Origin of the sequence: Microbacterium azadirachtae, assembly GCF_025583665.1 — a bacterium.
Classification (GTDB): Bacteria; Actinomycetota; Actinomycetes; order Actinomycetales; family Microbacteriaceae; genus Microbacterium; species Microbacterium azadirachtae.
The window spans coordinates 589,445-608,745 of record NZ_CP099706.1; the positions used below are offsets into that span (position 1 = coordinate 589,445).

Consider the following 19,301-nt stretch of genomic DNA (forward strand, 5'->3'; position numbering starts at 1 on the left):
CCGACGGCACCGTGGAGCCCCTCGTCCCTCTCGACCAAGGAGTCCCATGACGACGACCTCCTCCCGTCCCGCTGCGCCCCGGGCGGCGTCGACCGCACGCGAGCGCATCGCGCTGCTGATCCTGCTCACCGCCGGATTCACGCTCGCGGTGGACTTCTCGATCCTGACCGTGGCATTGCCGCGCATCGGCCGCGACGTCGGCATCCCCACCGCGAACCTGCAGTGGATCGCGACGAGCTACGCGCTGTGCGCCGCCGGGTTCACCCTGCTCTTCGGCCGGGTGGCGGATCTGGTCGGGCGCAAGCGGATGTTCCTCATCGGCATGGCGCTGCTCGGGGCCGCCTCGCTCGGCGGCGGGCTGGCGGGCGAGCCGATCCTGCTGCTGACCGCACGGGTCGCACAGGGCCTGGCGACCGCCATGGTCACCCCCGCCGCCCTGTCCCTGCTGACGGCGGCGTTCCCGGAGGGGCCGGCGCGCGATCGGGCGTTCGGACTCAACGGGGCGCTCATGGCTGCCGGCTTCACGACCGGTGCGGTCGTCGGCGGAGTCCTCACCGACTCGCTCAGCTGGCGGTGGGCGTTCTTCCTCAACGTCGCGGTGGCGGCGGTGGTGCTCTGCCTCGCGCCGGCGGTGCTGCGCGAGAGTCGCGCCGCGCACCGTCCCCGGCTCGACCTGCCGGGTGCGCTCACGGTGACGCTGGGCCTCGTCGCGATCGTCTACGGGGCGACGTCGGCCGGCCGGTACGGCTGGGCGAGCCCGCTCGTGTGGGCCTGCTTCGCGGTCGCCGTGCTGGTGCTCCTCGCGTTCTGGCTCGTCGAGCGCCGCGTGCCGAACCCCCTGGTGTCGATGTCGCTGCTGCGGATGCCGAACGTGGCGTGGGGCAACGCCGCGGGCGTCGTCGCCTTCGCGACGGAGACGGCGCTGGTGTTCCCCCTCACCCTCTACCTGCAGGAGGTGCGGGGGATCCCGCCGCTCCTCGCCGGCCTGTCGTTCGGGGTGCTCGGCGTCGGCACCGTGCTCGGCGGGCTGCTCGCGCCGCGGCTGATCGGCCGCGCCGGCGCGAGGAGGGCGGTCGCCCTCGGGTTCGCGGTGCAGGCCGTGGCGACGGCGCCGCTGGCGCTCGTCGGCGCCGACTCGGCCTGGATCGTCCCCCTGCTGGCGCTCACCTTCCTCGGCGGGGTGGCGAACCTCGTCGCGATCGTCGGGTACGTCGTCGCCTCGACGACCGGGATCCCGGACGGTCAGCAGGGCCTCGCGACCGGGCTGGTCACGCTGAGCCAGCAGATCGGCATCGCTCTGGGGACGCCCGTCCTCGCCGCGATCGTCGCGAGCGGCGCCGCGTCGGGCGCGCACGGCCTGCTCGCCGGGATCCGCGCGGCGGTGCTCGTGGACGCCCTCGCGTGCGCCGTCGCCGCGATCATCGCCGGCATCCTGGGTGCGCGGACGCGGAGCGGCCGCTGACGGCGGCGGACGCGCGACGTTGCACGGCCGACTCGCGCCCGTAATGCCGGCGAAACGTGCGGGTGGAAGGGTCCATGCATGGAAACGTCTTTCGCCGGCTACTGGAGCCGCCGGGCAGCGGCAGCTGGCTCCGGCTCGCCCTGGGACGAGATGTTCGACGCCGCCGACGCGGCCGTCGGGCTCGCGGCCCGGGATCCGTACCGCTCGATCCATCGGGCGCTCAGCGACATGTCCGCCGAGGATCTGCGCGGGAGGGTCGAGGCGCTCGCCGGAGCGTACCTGTCGCAGGGCGTGACCTTCGACTTCGCCGGTGAGGAGCGCCCGTTCCCGCTCGACGTCGTCCCGCGCGTGATCGCCTCCGACGAGTGGCGCGAGGTGGATCTCGGAGTCGCTCAGCGGGTGCGGGCGCTGGAGGCCTTTCTCGCCGACGTCTACGGTGCGCGCCGCTGCGTGGCAGACGGCGTCGTGCCGGCGCCGCTGATCGCCTCGTCGAGCCACTTCCATCGTGAGGCCGCGGGGATCGTGGCGGCGAACGGCGTGCGGATCCAGGTCGCCGGCATCGACGTCATCCGCGACGAATCCGGCGGGTGGCGCGTGCTCGAGGACAACGTGCGCGTGCCGAGCGGCGTGAGCTACGTGCTCGCCAACCGGCGGGCGCTCGCGCAGATGGTGCCGGAGATGTTCGCGGACATGCGGGTGCTCCCGGTGGTCGGCTACCCGAACCGGCTGCTCGGCGCGCTGCGCGCTGCAGCGCCGTCGGGCGCCGACGATCCGACGGTCGTGGTGCTCACGCCCGGCGTGTTCAACTCGGCCTACTACGAGCACACCCTCCTGGCGCGGCTGATGGGGGTCGAGCTCGTGGAGGGCCGCGACCTGTTCTGCTCCGCCGGACGGGTCTGGATGCACACCACGACGGGCCCGCGACGCGTCGACGTGATCTACCGTCGCGTGGACGACGAGTACCTCGATCCGCAGCAGTTCCGTCCCGACTCGATGCTCGGTGCGGCGGGGATCCTGAACGCCGCGCGGCTCGGGAACGTGACGATCGCGAACGCCGTGGGCAACGGCGTCGCCGATGACAAGCTCGTGTACACCTACGTGCCGGACCTGATCCGCTACTACCTCGCCGAGGAGCCGATCCTCGCGAACGTCGACACGTGGCGCCTCGAGGACCCCGGGGCTCTCGAGGAGGTGCTGGACCGCCTGGACGAGCTCGTCGTCAAGCCGGTGGACGGCTCCGGCGGGAAGGGCCTGATCATGGGACCCGCGGCGACGCGGGCGGAGCTCGACGCGGCCCGCAAGACGCTGGCCGCGGATCCGCGGGGCTGGATCGCGCAGCCGGTCGTGCAGCTGTCCACGATCCCGACCCTCGTCGACGGCGGCTTCCGTCCGCGGCATGCCGACCTCCGGCCGTTCGCGGTCAACGACGGCGACGGCATCTGGGTGCTGCCCGGCGGGCTCACCCGGGTGGCGCTGCCGGAGGGGCAGCTCGTCGTGAACTCGAGTCAGGGCGGCGGATCCAAGGACACCTGGGTGCTGGAGGATCCCGCGATGCCGCGGGGATCGTCCACGATCCGCGCGGACAGGGTCGCCGCGCCGTCCGCCGCCGACCTCGCCGGCGCCGACGTCGCGCCGCTGCCCGTGCCGCCGCTCGACGATCCGCAGCGGCAGCAACAGCAACAGCAACAGCAGCAGCAGCAGCAGGAGGGATCATGCTGAGCCGGATCGCCGAGGCGCTGTTCTGGATCGGACGATACGTGGAGCGCGCCGACGGCACGGCCCGCATCCTCGACGTGCATCTGCAGCTGCTGCTCGAAGACCCCTGGGCCGACGAGGAGTCGGTGTGCCGGGGTGTGCTGGCGGTGATGGGCGTCCCCGACGCCGCCGGCGGGAACCCGCGGCGGGCGGATGCGCTCCGCGCGCTCGCCACAGATCGGACGAGGGCCATCTCGGTCGCGCATTCGCTGTCGTCGGCACGTGAGAACGCGCGGCGGGCCAGGGAGGTCATCTCGCAGGATCTCTGGGAGGTCTTGAACACGACCAACGCGCGGCTGCCGCAGCGCGTCGACTTCGAGAGGTCGCACTCGTTCTTCCGGTGGGTGCGGGAGCGCGCGGCCCTGACCTACGGCGTGGCGGAGACATCGATGAGCCGGGACGAGGCCTGGTACTTCTTCGTGCTGGGGCGAGCCCTCGAGGCCGCGGACATGACGGCCCGCCTGCTCGTCTCGGCGGCGCGGGCCGACGGCGGGAGCACCATCAACTGGATGACGCTGCTGCGCAGCTGCGACGCGTACGACGCGCATCTGCGGGTGCACCGCGCCATGCCGACCGGGACCTCGGCCACGGAGTTCCTGCTGGTCGACCGGCACTTCCCCCGGTCGGTCCTGTCGAGCGTGATCCGCGCCGAGGAGAGCCTGCGGCGGATCGGACAGAGCTCGCCCCTGCTGCCGCCGGACGCGGTGGGCCGGGCGATCGGCCGCCTGCGGTCGGAGCTGGAGTACCGGCCGGTCGCAGACCTCGTGCTCCTGCTCGAGAGCAGCATGCGGCACGTGCAGGAGAGCGTCTCCGAGATCAGCAACGCCGTGCAGGACCAGTACTTCCCATCGATCGCCGCTCCCGTCTGGACCGAGGAGACGCTATGACCCGGCTCAGGATCGTGCATCGCACGGGCTTCCAGTACGCCTCGCCCGCGACCGCCTCGTACAACGAGGCGCGGATGCTCCCGCGCACGCAGGACCGCCAGCTCGTGCTGCAGGCCCGGGTGGAGACCACCCCCGCGACGCATCCGAGCACCTACAACGACCACTGGGGCACGCCCGTCGCCTCGTTCGAGGTGCTCACACCGCACGACGAGCTCTCAGTGGTCGCGACGAGCGTCGTCGAGACGCGGGCGCTCGCTCCCCGCGGCCGGGAGCTCGGCTGGGAGGAGCTCGCGCACGCCGCCGCGACCTCGCTCGACGTCGCGGAGATGCTGATCCAGACCCACGCGACCGAGCCCGACGCGCAGATGCGCGAGCTCGCGGCGCGGTCCCGCGCCGAGCACGACGGCATCGACGGCGCGGCGCGGGGGATCTGCCGGATCGTCGGCGAGGCGATGACCTACCGGCGCGGCGTGACCGGGGTGAACTCGACGGCGCGCGACGCGTGGCCCGCGCGGGCGGGCGTCTGCCAGGACATCGCCCATGTGACGCTCGGGATGCTCCGCGCGGCCGGGATCCCGGCGCGCTACGTCTCCGGCTACCTGCATCCCGATGCGGATCCGAAGGTGGGGGAGACGGTCACGGGGGAGTCGCACGCCTGGGTGGAGTGGTTCTCCGGTGCGTGGCGCGGCTACGACCCCACCAACCTCGTGGAGATCGGCCCGTCGCACGTGTTCGTCGGCGTCGGCCGCGACTACTCCGACATCGCCCCGCTCCGCGGGGTGTATGCAGGATCCGGCGCCTCGGACATGTTCGTCTCGGTCGACATCACGCGCCTGGAGTGACGGCGGGGCGCACGCGGGCGTGAGCCGTGAGCGATGATGCCTCTGGCAGAGGTATCATCGCTCACGTGGAGAACTTGACGCCGACAGCGCACACGATCCTGGGCTATGTCGCTTCGCACCCGCGAAGCGGGTACGAGATCCGCCAGGCCGCCTCGCGCAATCCGTTCTGGGGCATCAGCGACGGACAGCTGTATCCGCAGCTGCGGCTGCTGGCGGGCACGGGGCTCATCGAGTCCGACGGCATGGACGGGCCCCGGGGCAAGACGATCTGGCGGATCACGCCGTCGGGGCGGCAGGCCCTGCGAGACTGGCTCGGCGAGGAGACGCCGCCCGTCGTGATCCGGGACGAGAACCTGGTGAAGCTGCTGTTCGCCGCTCCGCTCGACCGCGGGCTCGCCAGGGCGCTGGTGGAGGAGCGCCGGGCGCAGTTCGCGTCGTTCCGGGACCTCATCGCGGCGGTCGCGCCGGGCGCCTCCTGGACGGAGGCGGAGCGGAGTGCCGCGGCGACCGTCCCGGCGCTCGTGCGCGACTACGGCCTGGAGTTCGCCGACGACGCCGTGGCCTGGTGCGACCGCGTCCTCGACGCGCTGGACGGCGACGCATGACCGCGCCGCTGCGCCCCGTGCGGATCACCGTGTCCCGCGTGCTCTACCTCCTGGGCGGAGCGATCGGGATCGTCAACGGCGTCATCGAACTGGGTCCGGATGCACGCCCCTCGGTGCAGGCCGCCGGGTGGCCGCTGATCGTGTCGGGAGCGGCCGCGCTCGCTCTGGTCGTCGTGCTCCGTCGACCGCGGCGGTGGCTCCCGATCACGGCCGGTGCGGTCTCCGCAGCCCTGATCGGCGCACGCGTCCTGCAGGCGGTGGCGGTCGGGTCCCCGGCGGTGCTGATCGCCTGCCTCCTCCCCGTGGTGGCTCTCCTCGGGGTGATCGGATCCGAAGGCCGCGCCTGGGCGCGCATGCCGGCTGCGGACTGGGCGGCTCGCCGCGCCGCCCACCGTGAGCGGCGTTCCGGTCACGGGGCCGTGCGCCGCACCGTGGGGGCCGTCGGCGCGGTCGGGCTCGTCGCGGGCGTGCTCCTCGTCGGCGTCGGCGCGGGGATCGTCGCCGCCGTCGCGCCGTGCTCTCTGCCGGGGCCCGCCGCGCGCAGCGGTCTGGACACAACGGACGGCTCGGCGCAGCCGGACGCCGCGCCCACGGGATCCGTACCCGCGACAGACGGGGTCCGCCTCGCCTACTACGCGTTCATCCCCCGGGCTCCACGGGCGAGCCTGGTGTTCTATCACGGCTCCGGGGCGAACAGCGCTGCCGGATACCTCGGCATCGGCCAGGCCCTCCGCGCGCAGGGGATCGCCGTCTACCTCTTCGACATCCGCGGTCACGGCGCCTCGGGCGGGCCCCGTGGCGACACTCCGAGCACGCCTCAACTGGAGCAGGACACGGCATCGGCGGTCTCGTTCGTGCACCATGAGCAGCCCCACGTGCCGGAGTTCGTCGGCGGTCACTCCGCCGGCGCCGGGGTCGTGCTCAACAGCGCGCAGCGGCTGTCGACGCCCATCGCGGGCTACGTGTTCCTCGCCCCCGATTTCGGACTGCACTCGGGCACCGAGCGCGAGGGCGACGCCTCCAACTTCGCGACGATCTGCCAGCGGCCGCTGATCGCCGCGACCCTCACGAACGGCCTGCTGGGCGCGCACACACCGGCGGTCTCGTTCGCCTACACGCCCGCTCAGATCGCCGCGGGCCTGATCCCGCAGTACACCGCCGCCATGGCGATCGCCCAGAACGCCGATGACAGCGCGGCGGTCCTCGCACGGCTCGACCGGCCCGTCGGGGTGTGGATCGGGGGCGACGACGAGGTGTTCGACCCCTCGCGCGTCGCCGCCTACGCCGAGGCGCACACGGGGAACCGGGCGGCCGTGTCGATCGTCCCCCACGAGAGCCACCTCGGGATCCTCGACGACCCGGCGCCGGTCGGAGAGTGGATCCTGGCCCATCGGGGAGGCTAGGCGGCCGGCTGCCCGCTTCGCCCTCACCGTGCCTGCGGTCGCATGCCGCGGCGACGGCGGATCCGGCTGAGCAGCGCGGGGACGATGCCGGCCGCGATCGCGAGGATCAGGGAGGTGATCGCGATCACGGTCACCCGCACGGGCGTCCCGTCCTGCCGGGGGAGCGCAGGCAGCGGGTACTCGATGTACTTCGCGGCGGTCTCGGCGACGTGGCGCCCGTCGGTGCGCGCGATGTCGGCGAGGATCGGGTCGAAGCTCGCGTTGCCGCTGCCCGAGGCCGCGGCCGGGAGGAACACCGGCACGCCGGGGGCGGCGTCCGCGAGCGGCGCGGGTGACGTCGCGCCGGGGATGACGAGGCGATCGAGCCGGCCGGCGTCTCCGATCGGGGTGGCGAGGAGCGTCATGCCGTGCCGGGTGACGACCTCCTCACGCTCGGCGACCGGCACGACGTGCGCGGTGAAGGCCGCCCCGCCGTACAGCTCGGCGGCCGCCGCGACGTCGATCTCGTCGACGCCGGGCGTGAGCCCGAGGCCGTAGCGGGGCTGCCCCCATGGCAGCGTCGCCCCGAGCACGTACGGGTAGTCACCGAGCGACACCGTGTTGACCGGGATGTCCGTCGACCCGTCCGGCGCCCAGTGCGGGTAGCGCACCTCGTCGGCGATCCGCACGGCCTCGGCGGTGCCGGCCCGCTGCTGCACGACGTGCAGACTCGCGGCGATCCCGGAGCTCACGCCCGCGGTGGTGAGCACGTCGCCGTCCTCGACCCAGCGCTGCCCCCGCACCCACGTGGTCTCCGGGTGCGCCGAGGTCATCCCGTCGATGTCGGACCAGAACGACGTCGCCCGCTTGCCGTGGAGCACCGGGGTCTCGACGAGCACGCGGGCGCCGGCGCACACGCCCATCACGCGGGCGCCGGCGTCGTGCGCGGTCTCGATGAAGGCGCGCAGCTCCGCCTCCCCGGCGCCGGACGGATCGGCGATCGCGGGGACGACGACGAGATCGGGGCGGGGCAGCCGGCCGGACGCGTAGTCGTCGAAGGTCGCGTCGGGCACGGTGGTGAGCCCGCCGGACAGCGCGACCGGGGCGCGCGACGCCGCGACCGTGCGCACGTCGAAGCGGTCCGACGCGGCGAAGACGCCATAGGGGCCCATCGCGTCGGTCGCGACGGTGCCGCTGCGTCCGAGGAGGATGGCGACCTGGATTCGGTCGGGGGCGGCCGGCCGAATGGCCGCGGTCGCGGCGGCATGCGCGGGGAGCGGCGCGAAGTCCTGCGCCATGGTCGTGGCGAAGCCGGCGGCCGCGGTGCCGCCGAGCACGGCGGCGGAGAGGGCGATGCCGCCGGCCGTGAGCAGGGCGCGCCGAAGGAAGGTGTTCATGGGGGCTCCGATGGGTCGGTGAAGGGACCGCGACGGGACGTCGCGGGTCGGGGTGTGAGGGTGCGGCGGGTCGGGCTAGCGCAGCGAGGCGCGGTACTCGCGCGGAGACAGGCCCTGCACCTGGGAGAACATGCGCCGCAGCTGGCGGGCGTCGGCGTAACCGCAGGCCAGCGAGATCTCCTCGATCGAGAGGCCGGTGCATGACAGCAGGGCCTTCGCGTGGCCGATGCGCAGGGTCTGCTGGTACTGCAGGGGCGTCATGCCGACCGTGCGGACGAACTTGCTCGTCAGGGTGCGAGGTGCGAGATGCACGGCCTGCGAGAGCTCCTCGAGCGTGTAATGCTCCGCGAACCCGTCGGCGAGGATCTGCTGCACGGCCTGCACCTCCGGGACGACGTGGTCGCGGAACTCGACGAAGGGGCTGGTCGGGGCCGCCGTGCCGTTGCGGCGGAGATAGACCACCAGCTCGCGAGCGACCCGGGCCGCGAGCGGTGCGCCGTGATCCTGCTCGATGATCGCGAGCGCGAGGTCGATGCCCGACGCGATGCCCGCGCTGGTGAGGATCAGGCCGTCCATGACGAAGAGCACGTCGTCCACGACCCGGGCGCGCGGGTACCGCTCGCGCATGTGGTCGATCACGCTCCAGTGCGCCGTGCAGCGGTGCCCGTCGAGCAGGCCCGCCTCGCCCAGCAGGAACGCCCCGGTGCAGACCGACGCGATCTGCGCGCCGGCGTCCGCGGCCTCCCGGATCCAGCGGATCACCCCCGGGTCGATCTCCAGCGACATGGTCAGGTCGGCGCCGGGGATCAGGACGAGATCGCCGTCGTGCACCGGCGCCAGCGCGCCGAGGCCGGACAGGTCCAGTCCCTGAGCCGACGACACGAGCGGATCCGAGGAGACGAACGCGAGGTCGTAGCCGGCGCCGAGGCGCGCGGCCGCCGAGAACGCCTGCACGGGACCTGACAGATCCAGCAGGTTCACATGGGGCAGCACCAGCACGACGATTCGCTTCGACACCCTTGAAATCTACGGTCGACGGGCCGCCGCTGCCAGGCGGAATCGGGCGGCATTACCGGACGGATCTGGCAATCGAGGTAGGCAGCTGCACCGCGCACCCAGGCCTGGGTCGAGAGGAGGGGAGGAGTCGCGCGACAGATCTGTGGCGAGCTTGTATAGTGGCAAGTACGTCACGTACATCATGTACGTTACGTCCGGATCTGCCGGCGCTCGCCGCCGGCTTCACTGCACACCAGAGAGACACCATGAGCCCCTCGGCTGCCGTCGACTACCCTTCCTTCACGTCTGCTCGGACCCACTTCAAGGACGTCCTCGATGCGACCGAACAGGGCCGTTCAGTCACGGTTGCGCGTGACGGGCAGGTCTCGGTCGTCGTCCCTGCAGACAGGCTCCGAGGGTTCTTCTTCCGAACCGTTTCGCCTCGTGTCGAGGTGACGAGCGATCACGGGCGCATCATCGCCCTGATGTCGGGGCGCCCCTTCGTCTCGGAGGGCGCCACGGTCGACGACGCACTGAGCGACCTCGTTCTCTCCCTTCGTGAATACGCGGAAGACTGGGAGGCTCGCCTTCAGCAGGCGCCCAACCACCGCGACAACTGGTCCCTCGTGCAGCTGGTCAAGCTCTCCTCGGATGCCCAGCTCCTGGAGTGGTTCGAGCGCGGAGGTGAGTAAGCATCCGGTGGCGACGCGGGAGGACCATGACTCCTTCTGCGTCAACGAGAACTGGGACCTGGTCAGAGGCGCCGTCGGGAGGCCTGTCACCCACCACAAGACGTACGAGCTCGCACTGTGGGACGGCAGGATCCTCCGCACGAGGATCTCGCGGCCGGTGGATCGCACCGACTATTCGGCCGGAATGTGGTCGCATATTCTCCGCCAGCAGCTTGAAGCCACCGCGGAGGTGTTCTGGCGCTGCGTGAGGGACAGCGTCATTCCCGACCGGGGAGCACCCGATGCGGTTCCCATCCGCAGCGCTGTCCCGCTTCATCTGGTACGCGAGCTGACCCGCCTCGGGATGCCCGAGCGCGAGATCCTCGAACTCGACGCGGCTGCCGCGGCGCAGCGATACGCCGACTTGCTGGCCGGCGAACAGCGCGGCGCCACGCCGTAGAACCGGATCGCGAACCGGGAGCCGCCGGTCGTGCTCTGAGCGTCAGGGACTCGGGGGGTGCTTCTCACACACCCCGCAGTCGCGCCGCCCGCTGCGCGTCGATACCGCCGCGCCAGCCGGAGAGCGGCGGTGTGATGTCGGATCGGGGTCCGCCCGACCATGCCTCAGCGAACGCCGTGCGGGTCACGAACCCATCCCAGCTGGGAGAGAGCGTGCTCGGCAGCAGCCCGTATTCGGCGAGTCCGATGAGGATGCCATAGCGCTGGTACTTGTCCGTGCCTGGCACGATCTTGGCGCGGGCGACCGCCTTCTCGAGCCCACTCGCGGTCGTCCCTCCGGGCTGGACCGAGATCACCTCGAGCAAAGCGCCCATCCGCTCTCTGTCTTCGGCGGTGGGAGAGGGCAGACCCGTCGCGGCGGCGGTCTCGAGATCCGGGAGGTAACGATGCGGCTGCTCGTTCCAGGCCCAGCCGAGCGCGAGACGGAGAAGCACCTCGGTCGAGTCCAGTTCGAGCTCCTCGTCTTGGCCCAGGCCGCAGTCCGGCAGCTCGTTCCCCCTCCTCGGTGCAGAGGCGAGGTGCCGTGCCCATGCGAAGGAGATCAAGGTCTGGCGGCCATGCGGCGCGCTGCCCAGGCCGGCCACGAAAGCCCCGAGCACGGCGTCCTCGTCGAGCGTCGATGTAGCGGCGATCGACCGCTCGAAGACCTCCACGGGCGCGAGGTGCTCGGCGGTGCCGACCGGCCAGCCGAAGGATTCGGCTTCGGCGATGTCTCCGTGGTCTTTCGACTTCTCTGCACCCGCCACGCCACCGGTCCGGATGAAGCGGTATCCATACACTCGCATCAGAACGTCGAGCTCGGCTCCCGCGGGGATGTGTCTTCGTGCAGCGCTCACCCGGCCAGCGTAGAGCAACGGGGCCCGGCGACCCGCTGGGTCACGTCTCACCGGACGCCCGCTCTCGCCGTCAGATAGCATTCCCGGATGCCGACCATCGACCCCGCCCTGATCGACCGCGCGGCGGGGCTCGCCCGGCGGGCGGAGCGCGTCGCCCTCGGCATCGCGGGGGAGCCGGGATCGGGCAAGACGACCCTGACGCTGGCTCTGATCGCCGCTCTCGAAGAGCGCGGCGTCGCCGTCGCCTGGCTCCCCATGGACGGCTTCCACCTCGGCGATGCCAGCCTCGACGCGCAGGGGCTGCGCGGGCGCAAGGGCGCGATCGAGACGTTCGACGGCTGGGGGTACGCCGCGACGCTGCACCGGGTGCTCACCGACATCGAGCACCCGGTCTACGTGCCCGGGTTCGAGCGCACCCTCGAGCAGCCGATCGCCGCGAACCGGTGCATCGCGCCCGGGCCCGCCCTCGTCGTGACCGAGGGTAACTACCTCCTGGACGCCGACGCGCCGTGGCAGGCCGCCCGCCGCCTGCTCGCCGAGGTCTGGTTCGCCGAGACGCCGGCACCGCTGCGGCACGAGCGGCTGGTCGCCCGGCACGTCGCGTTCGGCAAGACGCAGGGCGAGGCCGAGGCATGGGTCGCTGCGGTCGACGACCCCAACGCCGAGCGGATCCGGTCTGCGCGCGAGGCGGCGGATCTGATCGTCCCGGTCGCCTGAGCCGGTCCGCTCAGGCCGACGGAGGGCGGATCTCGCCCGAGCCGCGCGGGATCAGGTCCACCGGCACGATGATCGGGGCCGGATCCAGCCGTCGCCCGGCGTCGAGCGACGCGAACAGTCGCGCGGCCGCGACGTCGCCGATCTCCTGGGGGCGCTGGGCGACCACGCTCACGCCGGGGTCCATCAGGTCGGCCAGCTCCAGGTCGTCGAAGCCGATGAGCGCCACATCCCGATGGCGGCCGAGCTTGCGCAGGGCATGCACGGCGCCGACGGTGATGAGGTTCTGACCGCTCACGATCGCGGTGGGCGCGTTCGGTGCGCCGAGCACCGACAGCACGGCGCGCTCCGCGGCCACGTGGTCGGACAGCCCGTCCAGGATCGTGGCGGTCTCGGGCGCGATGCCGAACTCGTCGAGGGCGAGGAGGAACCCGCGCTCCCGCTCGCGCGCGGTCCAGATCTCGCGCCGGTCGATCAGCAGTGCCAGGCGACGGTGCCCGAAGCCGAGGAGGTGGCGGGTCGCCATCCGTGCGCCCTCCACGTTGTCGGAGTGCACGGTGTCGGCGGCGAACTGCGCCGGTTCGCGGTCGATGAAGACGATCGGCATGTCCGGCGGCACGAGCTCCCGCAGGTACGCCTGGCTCGCCGCGACGCAGGTGAGGATGAGCCCGTCGACCTTGCGCCGGACGAAGGCCTCGACGGCCGCGACCTCGCGGGCGGGATCGTCGTCGAGGCTCGACGCGAACACCGCGACGTCGCGGTGCGCCGCCACGTCTTCGATCGCGCGGTGGATCGCCGCCGCGAACGGATTGGACACGCTTCCGAGCAGCAGGCCGATCGTGCGGGTGCGGGTGGTGGTGCGCCGCAGGTTCGCGGCGAGCGCGTCGGGCTCCCAACGCAGCTCCTCGATCGAGGCGCGCACGCGTGCCGCCGTCGCGGGGGCGACGTTCGGCTCGTTGTTGACGACGCGCGAGACGGTCTTGATCCCCACGCCCGCGTGCTGGGCGACCTCGCGGATCGTGGTGCGCGACGGGCGGGGATCCGATAACGGTGTCATCATCTTCCTCCGGAGGGTTGCGCATCGTGCGTCGGTAGGTTAAACATAGCTGTTGACACCGTTGTCAGGGTGTCATGGACGCCCCCCTCCTGTAAGGACAGCAAAGATGCCTCTGCACATGACTCGCCGCACGAAGCTCGCGGCCGCGGCCTCGTTCGCCGCCATCGCCGCGCTCTCCCTGAGCGCCTGTTCGTCGACGGGCGGCGGTGGCGCCACCGCCGGGCCGAACGACGAGGTCGGCGTGACGCTGATCGTCAAGACCACCACGAACCCGTACTTCGTCTCGATGGAGGACGCCGCCCAGGCCGACGCCAAGAAGGCGAACGTCAAGCTCACCCTCGCCGCCGGCAAGAAGGACGGCGACACCGACAGTCAGATCCAGGCGATCGAGAACGCGATCTCCCGCGGCGACAAGGGCATCCTGATCACACCGAACGGATCGGCCGTCAACAACGAGATCGCCAAGGCGCGCAAGGCCGGGCTCTACGTGATCGCCCTCGACACCGTGCCCGACCCGGCCGACTCCGTCGACATCACCTTCGCCACCGACAACTTCGCCGCCGGCGAGCTGATCGGCAAGTGGACCGCCGCCAAGCTCGACGGCAAGAAGGCGACGATCGCGATGCTCGACCTGTTCAGCGACCAGATCGTCTCGGTCGACCTCAACCGCGACCAGGGCTTCCTGAAGGGACTCGGCATCGCGGTGCCGGACAAGAGCAAGAACGGATCCGAGGCCAAGAGCGGCAGCTACACGGGCGGCAAGGGCGGCGAGTACACCATCGCCGGCCACCAGGCCACGCAGGGCGCCGAGGACGGCGGCCGGTCGGCCATGGAGACGCTGCTCTCCAAGAACCCCGACATCAACGTCGTGTACACGATCAACGAGCCCGCCGCGTACGGCGCGTACCAGGCGCTCAAGGCCGCGGGCAAGGAGAAGGACGTCACGATCGTCTCGATCGACGGCGGCTGCACGGGCGTCGGCTACGTGAAGGACGGCATCATCGGCGCGACGGCGCAGCAGTACCCGTCCAAGATGGCGTCGCTCGGCATGGAGGCCATCGCGAAGATCGCCCGCGGCGGTGAGAAGCCCAAGACCACCGATGGCCTCGACTTCTTCAGCACCGGTCAGAAGCTCGTGACCGACCAGGCCCAGACCGGCCTGGAGAGCCTGACCTCCGCCGACGCCGCCGGCACCTGCTGGGGCAAGTGATCCCCGGGGCGCCGGCGGAGCAGCCGGCGCCCCTCCCTCCTCTGTCTCGGATCTCTCTCGAACGGGAAAGCCCTCATGTCTGACACCACCACGACCACGCCCGAGGCGGGGCCGCCGACCTCGGCGCTCCACCTCGCCGACGAGTTCCTCGCCCGGCAGACGCCGTTGCAGCGGATCCGCGCGATCCTCTACCGCTACCCGGCGATCAGCCCGGCCATCGTGCTCGTCGTCGCGATCATCATCTTCGGCGTCATCAACCCCCGGTTCCTGGCCCCGAACAACCTGTCCCTGGTCACCCAGCAGGTCGCCGTCATCGGCACCCTCGGCGTGGCCCAGACCCTCGTCATCCTCACCGCCGGCATCGACCTCTCCGTCGGAGCCGCCATGGTGCTCAGCTCGGTCGTGATCGGCAACGCCGCCGCCGGGCTGGGGATCCCCGGGATCCTCGCGCTCCTGGTCGGGCTCGTCGCCGGTGTCGTCACCGGCGTCATCAACGGCTTCCTGGTGACCCGGCTCAACCTGCCGCCGTTCATCGTCACGCTCGGCACGCTGAGCATCTTCACCGCGCTCACGCTGCTGCTCTCCAACGGCGCGACGGTGCAGGGCAGCAAGCTGCCCGACATCATCACCTGGACCGGATCCACGTTCCACCTGGGCGTCGACGTCACCTACGGCGTGCTCATGATGATCCTGCTCTACGTGGTCGTCGCGTTCGCGCTCGGCCGCACGGCGTGGGGCCGTCACGTGTACGCGGTCGGCGACGACCCCGAGGCCGCCCGCCTCAGCGGCATCCGGGTGAACCGCGTGCTGCTGAGCGTCTACGTGGTCGCCGGCGCGATCGTCGCGCTCGCCGCCTGGATCCAGATCGGCCGCGACTTCGGGTCCAGCCCGAACGCTGCCGTCGACGCCAACCTCAACGCCATCACCGCCGTCGTCATCGGCGGCACGAGCCTCTTCGGCGGCCGCGGCAACGTGTGGGGCACCCTGCTCGGAGCGCTCATCGTCGGCGTCTTCCGCAACGGCCTCGCCCTCGCAGGCCTGGACGTGCTGTACCAGACCCTCGCCGTCGGCATCCTCGTCATCGTCGCGGTCTCCATCGATCAGTGGATTCGGAAGGTGCGCAAGTGAACGCCGCAACCACCACGGAAACCCGCACGCCGGTCCTCTCGGCCAAGCGGCTCGTCAAGACCTACGGGCACGTCGTCGGTCTCGACGGCGTCAGCCTCGACCTGTACGCGGGGGAGGTGCTCGCGATCATCGGCGACAACGGCGCCGGCAAGACCACCCTCATCAAGTGCCTCACCGGCGCGGAGATCCCCGACGGCGGCGAACTGCTGCTCGACGGCAAGCCGGTGCACTTCCGCCGTCCGCAGGACGCTCGCGACGCCGGCATCGAGACCGTGTACCAGTCGCTGGCCGTCTCGCCGGCGCTCGACGTGGCCAGCAACATGTACCTGGGCCGCGAGCTGCGCCGTCCGGGCTTCCTCGGATCCGCGCTGCGCATGCTCGACACGAAGGCGATGCGCCGCAACGCCCGCGAGGAGCTCACCCGGCTCGGGATCTCGACGCTGCAGGACGTCACGGTGCCGATCGAGAACCTCTCCGGCGGACAGCGTCAGGCCGTCGCCGTGGCCCGCGCCGCCGCCTTCGGCTCGAAGGTCGTCGTGCTCGACGAGCCGACCGCCGCGCTGGGCGTGCGCGAGGGCAACCAGGTGCTCGAGCTCATCAAGCGCCTGCGCGACACCGGCGTGCCCGTGATCCTGATCAGCCACAACATGCCGCACGTGTTCGAGGTCGCCGACCGGATCCACATCCAGCGGCTCGGCAAGCGCGCGGGCACGATCACGCCCCAGTCGCACACCATGGGCGAGGCCGTGGCGATCATGACGGGCGCGCAGACGCTGTGACCTCGATGCATCTCTACGCGGAGTTCCAGGCGGTGCCCGGTGCGGGGGACGCGGTGGCGTCCCTCGTGGCCGGGTACCGCCGGAGCGTGGCGGAGGAGTCGGGCGCCGTGCGCTTCGACGCGCATCGGCTGCGGGACGATCCCGACCGCTTCTTCGTCTACGAGGAGTACGCCGACGACGCGGCGTTCCGCGCGCACGTCTCGGCCCCCGCGAACGCGGTGTTCAACGCCGCCCTGGCACCCCTCGTGGTCGGCGGCGGCTCACGGTTGACCTGGCTGGCGGAGATCCCGGACGCGCACGGCGTCGCAGAGGCGGCGGTCGCATGACGGCCGGCGCCGAGCGGATCCTCGTCATCGGCGAGGCGCTCATCGACATCGTCGACCGGGGCGGCCGGCAGGCCCGCCACGTCGGCGGCAGCCCGCTGAACGTCGCCTTCGGGCTCGCACGCCTCGGGCTCGCCACGACCTTCGCGACGGCGTTCGGCACGGACGAGGGCGGATCCGCGATCGTGCGGCATCTGGCCGAGGCCGGAGTCGCGATCGTGCGCACCGCCGACGCCGGCCGGCCGACGTCGACCGCGCTGGCCAGGATCGGCGCGGACGGATCCGCGAGCTACGAGTTCGATCTCACCTGGGCGTTCTCCACCCCGCCGGCGACCGCGGGATTCGACGTGGTGCACGTCGGATCCATCGGCGCGCTGCGCGCGCCCGGCGCCGACGGCGTGCGGGAGCTCGTCGCGGGACTCCCCGAGCAGGTGCTCGTCACGTTCGACCCGAACATCCGCGCGGCGCTCATGCCGCCGCGCGAGGAGACCAGGGCGCGGGTCGAGGCGTACGCCGCGCGCGCCGCGGTGGTCAAGCTCAGCGACGAGGACGCCGCGTGGCTGTACCCCGACGATGCCCAGGCCGCGCCGGAGCGCCTGCTCGCGGCCGGGGCGCGCCTCGTCGTCATGACCCGAGGTGCGGAGGGCAGCGTGCTGCATACGGGCGATCTGCGCGTCGAGGTGCCGGTGCGGCCCACGGTCGCCGTGGACACCATCGGCGCCGGAGACGCGTACATGTCGGGGCTCATCGCCGCGATCGTGCGGAGGGTCGGCATCGACGACGCGCGAGCGGGCCGGTTCACCCGGGCGCAGCTCGCCGAGATCGGCGCCGTCGCCGCCGCATCGGCCGCGCTGACGGTCGGCCGTGCCGGCGCCATGCCCCCGACCGCCGCGGAGCTCGACCGGGCGCTCGATCGGGCGCTCGCCGCGGATCCGACTCCGGCGGCGGAGCAGGGCTCAGTCGTGCCGCTCCGCTGACGCCGGGGTGAGGTGCAGGGCATCGCGGTCCAGGCGCGTCTGCAGCCGGTGCAGCGTGGCGTCGCTGATCGCGCCGTGGTTGCGCAGCCGGATCACGACCTCGCGCGTGTGGTCCACGAGGGCGAGGCTCAGCGCGGCGTAGTCGTGGTCGAGATCCCGGCGGGTGCTGCGCCCCGGCTCCGGGGCGGCGCCGATCCGCTCGAGACGGTCGCGATACTCCTCCACCACGCGCTCGCGCACGTGCTCCGGCACGTCGATCTCCCGGGCGAGCCCGGGCGAGGCGTGGATCGCGGAGAGCAGTGCGGCGCGGTGCGCGCGCGTGAACTCGGCGGCCACCATCGTGTCGGGCTCGAAGCGCGCCCACCGGATCACGGCGGGCAGGAGCATCCCCTGCGCGAGGATCGTGAGGATGATGACGCCCGTGGCGACGAAGATGATCTCCGCGCGACCGGGCATGTCGGCGGGCACGGCGAGGGCGACGGCCAGGGAGATCGCGCCACGGAAGCCCGCGACCGTCGAGACGACCCTGGCGCGATGCGTCATGCGCTTCTGGCGCTGAGCGGGGCTCCGGTCCACGAGCCGGATCCCCCAGGTCGTGATCATCTGGAACCCGAAGCGGATGAGCAGGATCGCGATCCAGATCAGCACGCACAGCACGAGCAGCATCGGGATGCTCGTGAGCGGCACCGAGCGCATCGCCGACTGCGCCTCGATCCCGATCAGCACGAAGAGGGCGCCGTTGAGGGTCGAGGTCGCCAGGGTCCAGAAGCCGTCCCGCTGCTGCCGGGACTGCGGGGTGCCGGAGCGCGGACCCGTGCGACTCAGGTACAGGCCGGCGATGACGACGGCGATGACGCCCGAGGCGTGGATCTGCTCCGCGGCGAGGAACGATGCGAACGGCACCAGCACCAGGGCGGCGTTGTGCAGGAGCGGGTCGGTCAGGCGGCGCAGCACGAACGTCCCCAGCAGACCCGCGAGGAGCCCGACGACCGCTCCGCCGCCGTACGCCAGGCCGACCAGGCCCGTGATCTCCCAGCCGCTGTAGTGCGCGCCGCTCGCGGCCAGTCCGATCACGATCGTGTAGATCACCAGGGCTGTGCCGTCGTTGACCAGGCTCTCGGCCCGCAGCTGGATCACGTTGCGATGGGGGAGGGCGCGGGCGAGCGCCCCGACGGCGGTGGCGTCGGTCGGGGCCAGCGCGGCGCCGAGGACGAGCGCCGGCAGCCATCCCCATCCGAGCGCGACGCCGATGCCGGCGGTGCCGAAGGTCGTCGCGACCACGAGCAGCGTGCTCAGCAGGAGGATGACCCGCAGGTCGCGGCGCACTTCGCGCAGCGGCGTCATCAGCGCCTCCCAGAACAGCAGGGCAGGCAGGAACAACACGAGCACCGCGTCGGAGGGGAGGTGGATGCTGCGCACTTGGGGGAGGAGCCCGACGAGCAGCCCGAGCAGGAGCTGCACCAGCGGCGCGGGCAGCCGGAGCCGTGGCGCGAGCCAGGCGGCGGCCACGACGAGAGCGCCGATCAGGACGAAGGTGGTGAGCGGATCCATGAGCAGTCCTCTCCGGGAGGCGGGACGATGCGGCGAAACAGGATCCCGCCATCGCGACGCCGACTCGAGGAGCTTCGCCGTGCCCAGCGTCGCACCCCGGTGTTTCGGCGCCGTTACGGGTTCAGGAGCGAACGGTTTCGTGCGCCTCGCCGGTGGTCCGCGCTCGGTCGCGATGCGGTGCCGCACGGGCTCAGCCGCCGTGCCGCGGGC

At 72.0% G+C, this 19,301-nt stretch carries 19 protein-coding genes; 14 read left to right on the top strand and 5 right to left on the bottom strand.

Translation table 11 applies throughout. The features are described 5' to 3' along the window. Positions 1 to 46 precede the first annotated feature (46 nt). The 6 genes from NFX31_RS02775 to NFX31_RS02800 all read left to right on the top strand — a co-directional run bounded on the left by NFX31_RS02775 (position 47) and on the right by NFX31_RS02800 (position 6,954). Entirely contained in the window at positions 47 to 1,462 is a 1,416-nt protein-coding gene (locus tag NFX31_RS02775; RefSeq protein WP_262956728.1) for an MFS transporter, read from the top strand. Between the two features lie 78 nt (positions 1,463 to 1,540). Next, positions 1,541 to 3,181, top strand: coding sequence for a circularly permuted type 2 ATP-grasp protein (locus NFX31_RS02780; protein WP_262956730.1), 1,641 nt, complete (start codon positions 1,541 to 1,543; stop codon positions 3,179 to 3,181). Beyond that, positions 3,175 to 4,104: an alpha-E domain-containing protein gene (locus NFX31_RS02785; protein WP_262956732.1), complete on the top strand. Its 930-nt coding sequence runs from the start codon at positions 3,175 to 3,177 to the stop codon at positions 4,102 to 4,104. The genes NFX31_RS02780 and NFX31_RS02785 overlap by 7 nt, the downstream gene beginning before the upstream one ends. Next, positions 4,101 to 4,946 (top strand): transglutaminase family protein, encoded by an 846-nt coding sequence (locus NFX31_RS02790; RefSeq protein ID WP_091478546.1) that lies wholly within the window; start codon positions 4,101 to 4,103, stop codon positions 4,944 to 4,946. Before NFX31_RS02785 ends, NFX31_RS02790 begins: the two co-directional genes overlap by 4 nt. Positions 4,947 to 5,011: 65 nt before the next feature. Next, entirely contained in the window at positions 5,012 to 5,551 is a 540-nt protein-coding gene (locus NFX31_RS02795; protein ID WP_262956734.1) for a PadR family transcriptional regulator, read from the top strand. Beyond that, positions 5,548 to 6,954: an alpha/beta hydrolase gene (locus NFX31_RS02800; RefSeq protein ID WP_262956735.1), complete on the top strand. Its 1,407-nt coding sequence runs from the start codon at positions 5,548 to 5,550 to the stop codon at positions 6,952 to 6,954. The genes NFX31_RS02795 and NFX31_RS02800 overlap by 4 nt, the downstream gene beginning before the upstream one ends. A 23-nt stretch (positions 6,955 to 6,977) precedes the next feature. Here the strand turns inward: NFX31_RS02800 and NFX31_RS02805 are convergent, their stop codons facing one another. Both NFX31_RS02805 and NFX31_RS02810 read right to left on the bottom strand, forming a co-directional pair. Further along, positions 6,978 to 8,330: a DJ-1/PfpI family protein gene (locus tag NFX31_RS02805; protein ID WP_262956737.1), complete on the bottom strand. Its 1,353-nt coding sequence runs from the start codon at positions 8,328 to 8,330 to the stop codon at positions 6,978 to 6,980. A 75-nt stretch (positions 8,331 to 8,405) separates the two neighbouring features. Next, positions 8,406 to 9,347: a GlxA family transcriptional regulator gene (locus NFX31_RS02810; RefSeq protein WP_262956738.1), complete on the bottom strand. Its 942-nt coding sequence runs from the start codon at positions 9,345 to 9,347 to the stop codon at positions 8,406 to 8,408. Between the two features lie 431 nt (positions 9,348 to 9,778). Between NFX31_RS02810 and NFX31_RS02815 the strand changes: the two genes are divergently transcribed. Both NFX31_RS02815 and NFX31_RS02820 read left to right on the top strand, forming a co-directional pair. After that, entirely contained in the window at positions 9,779 to 10,018 is a 240-nt protein-coding gene (locus NFX31_RS02815; protein WP_211256064.1) for a hypothetical protein, read from the top strand. A gap of 157 nt (positions 10,019 to 10,175) precedes the next feature. Continuing rightward, positions 10,176 to 10,457, top strand: coding sequence for a hypothetical protein (locus tag NFX31_RS02820; RefSeq protein WP_262956739.1), 282 nt, complete (start codon positions 10,176 to 10,178; stop codon positions 10,455 to 10,457). A gap of 64 nt (positions 10,458 to 10,521) precedes the next feature. On the opposite strand, the gene NFX31_RS02825 is transcribed toward NFX31_RS02820, so the two are convergent. Further along, positions 10,522 to 11,352 (bottom strand): hypothetical protein, encoded by an 831-nt coding sequence (locus NFX31_RS02825; protein ID WP_262956740.1) that lies wholly within the window; start codon positions 11,350 to 11,352, stop codon positions 10,522 to 10,524. 87 nt (positions 11,353 to 11,439) lie between these two features. Between NFX31_RS02825 and NFX31_RS02830 the strand changes: the two genes are divergently transcribed. Beyond that, positions 11,440 to 12,069 carry a nucleoside/nucleotide kinase family protein gene (locus NFX31_RS02830; RefSeq protein ID WP_262956741.1) on the top strand — a complete coding sequence of 210 codons (630 nt, stop codon included), beginning with the start codon at positions 11,440 to 11,442 and terminating at the stop codon, positions 12,067 to 12,069. Between the two features lie 10 nt (positions 12,070 to 12,079). On the opposite strand, the gene NFX31_RS02835 is transcribed toward NFX31_RS02830, so the two are convergent. After that, positions 12,080 to 13,123, bottom strand: a complete 1,044-nt coding sequence (locus NFX31_RS02835; RefSeq protein WP_262956742.1) for a LacI family DNA-binding transcriptional regulator — start codon at positions 13,121 to 13,123, stop codon at positions 12,080 to 12,082. Between the two features lie 118 nt (positions 13,124 to 13,241). On the opposite strand from NFX31_RS02835, the gene NFX31_RS02840 reads away from it, so the two are divergent. The 5 genes from NFX31_RS02840 to NFX31_RS02860 all read left to right on the top strand — a co-directional run bounded on the left by NFX31_RS02840 (position 13,242) and on the right by NFX31_RS02860 (position 17,540). Continuing rightward, the gene (locus tag NFX31_RS02840) at positions 13,242 to 14,333 is read left to right on the top strand and encodes a substrate-binding domain-containing protein (RefSeq protein ID WP_175491270.1); all 1,092 of its coding nucleotides are present in this window, start codon (positions 13,242 to 13,244) and stop codon (positions 14,331 to 14,333) included. A gap of 75 nt (positions 14,334 to 14,408) precedes the next feature. Next, on the top strand, positions 14,409 to 15,461 hold the full coding sequence (locus NFX31_RS02845; RefSeq protein ID WP_262956743.1) for an ABC transporter permease: 1,053 nt from the start codon (positions 14,409 to 14,411) through the stop codon (positions 15,459 to 15,461). Further along, positions 15,458 to 16,240, top strand: coding sequence for an ATP-binding cassette domain-containing protein (locus NFX31_RS02850; RefSeq protein WP_045251582.1), 783 nt, complete (start codon positions 15,458 to 15,460; stop codon positions 16,238 to 16,240). Before NFX31_RS02845 ends, NFX31_RS02850 begins: the two co-directional genes overlap by 4 nt. A gap of 5 nt (positions 16,241 to 16,245) precedes the next feature. Further along, the gene (locus tag NFX31_RS02855) at positions 16,246 to 16,566 is read left to right on the top strand and encodes a putative quinol monooxygenase (protein WP_262957237.1); all 321 of its coding nucleotides are present in this window, start codon (positions 16,246 to 16,248) and stop codon (positions 16,564 to 16,566) included. Continuing rightward, entirely contained in the window at positions 16,563 to 17,540 is a 978-nt protein-coding gene (locus tag NFX31_RS02860) for a carbohydrate kinase family protein (protein WP_262956744.1), read from the top strand. The genes NFX31_RS02855 and NFX31_RS02860 overlap by 4 nt, the downstream gene beginning before the upstream one ends. On the opposite strand, the gene NFX31_RS02865 is transcribed toward NFX31_RS02860, so the two are convergent. Beyond that, on the bottom strand, positions 17,520 to 19,091 hold the full coding sequence (locus NFX31_RS02865; RefSeq protein WP_091478519.1) for a Na+/H+ antiporter: 1,572 nt from the start codon (positions 19,089 to 19,091) through the stop codon (positions 17,520 to 17,522). The two genes, NFX31_RS02860 and NFX31_RS02865, sit on opposite strands and share 21 nt — an antisense overlap. Positions 19,092 to 19,301: the final 210 nt, after the last annotated feature.

What these genes read in the sequence shown, in the direction of transcription:
- NFX31_RS02780 (WP_262956730.1), top strand. Translation starts at nt 1,541, where the DNA reads ATGGAAACGTCTTTCGCCGGCTACTGGAGCCGCCGGGCAGCGGCAGCT.
- NFX31_RS02775 (WP_262956728.1), top strand. Translation starts at nt 47, where the DNA reads ATGACGACGACCTCCTCCCGTCCCGCTGCGCCCCGGGCGGCGTCGACC.
- NFX31_RS02835 (WP_262956742.1), bottom strand. Translation starts at nt 13,123, where the DNA reads ATGACACCGTTATCGGATCCCCGCCCGTCGCGCACCACGATCCGCGAG.
- NFX31_RS02855 (WP_262957237.1), top strand. Translation starts at nt 16,246, where the DNA reads ATGCATCTCTACGCGGAGTTCCAGGCGGTGCCCGGTGCGGGGGACGCG.
- NFX31_RS02790 (WP_091478546.1), top strand. Translation starts at nt 4,101, where the DNA reads ATGACCCGGCTCAGGATCGTGCATCGCACGGGCTTCCAGTACGCCTCG.
- NFX31_RS02865 (WP_091478519.1), bottom strand. Translation starts at nt 19,091, where the DNA reads ATGGATCCGCTCACCACCTTCGTCCTGATCGGCGCTCTCGTCGTGGCC.
- NFX31_RS02805 (WP_262956737.1), bottom strand. Translation starts at nt 8,330, where the DNA reads ATGAACACCTTCCTTCGGCGCGCCCTGCTCACGGCCGGCGGCATCGCC.
- NFX31_RS02845 (WP_262956743.1), top strand. Translation starts at nt 14,409, where the DNA reads ATGTCTGACACCACCACGACCACGCCCGAGGCGGGGCCGCCGACCTCG.
- NFX31_RS02860 (WP_262956744.1), top strand. Translation starts at nt 16,563, where the DNA reads ATGACGGCCGGCGCCGAGCGGATCCTCGTCATCGGCGAGGCGCTCATC.
- NFX31_RS02800 (WP_262956735.1), top strand. Translation starts at nt 5,548, where the DNA reads ATGACCGCGCCGCTGCGCCCCGTGCGGATCACCGTGTCCCGCGTGCTC.
- NFX31_RS02785 (WP_262956732.1), top strand. Translation starts at nt 3,175, where the DNA reads ATGCTGAGCCGGATCGCCGAGGCGCTGTTCTGGATCGGACGATACGTG.
- NFX31_RS02840 (WP_175491270.1), top strand. Translation starts at nt 13,242, where the DNA reads ATGACTCGCCGCACGAAGCTCGCGGCCGCGGCCTCGTTCGCCGCCATC.
- NFX31_RS02830 (WP_262956741.1), top strand. Translation starts at nt 11,440, where the DNA reads ATGCCGACCATCGACCCCGCCCTGATCGACCGCGCGGCGGGGCTCGCC.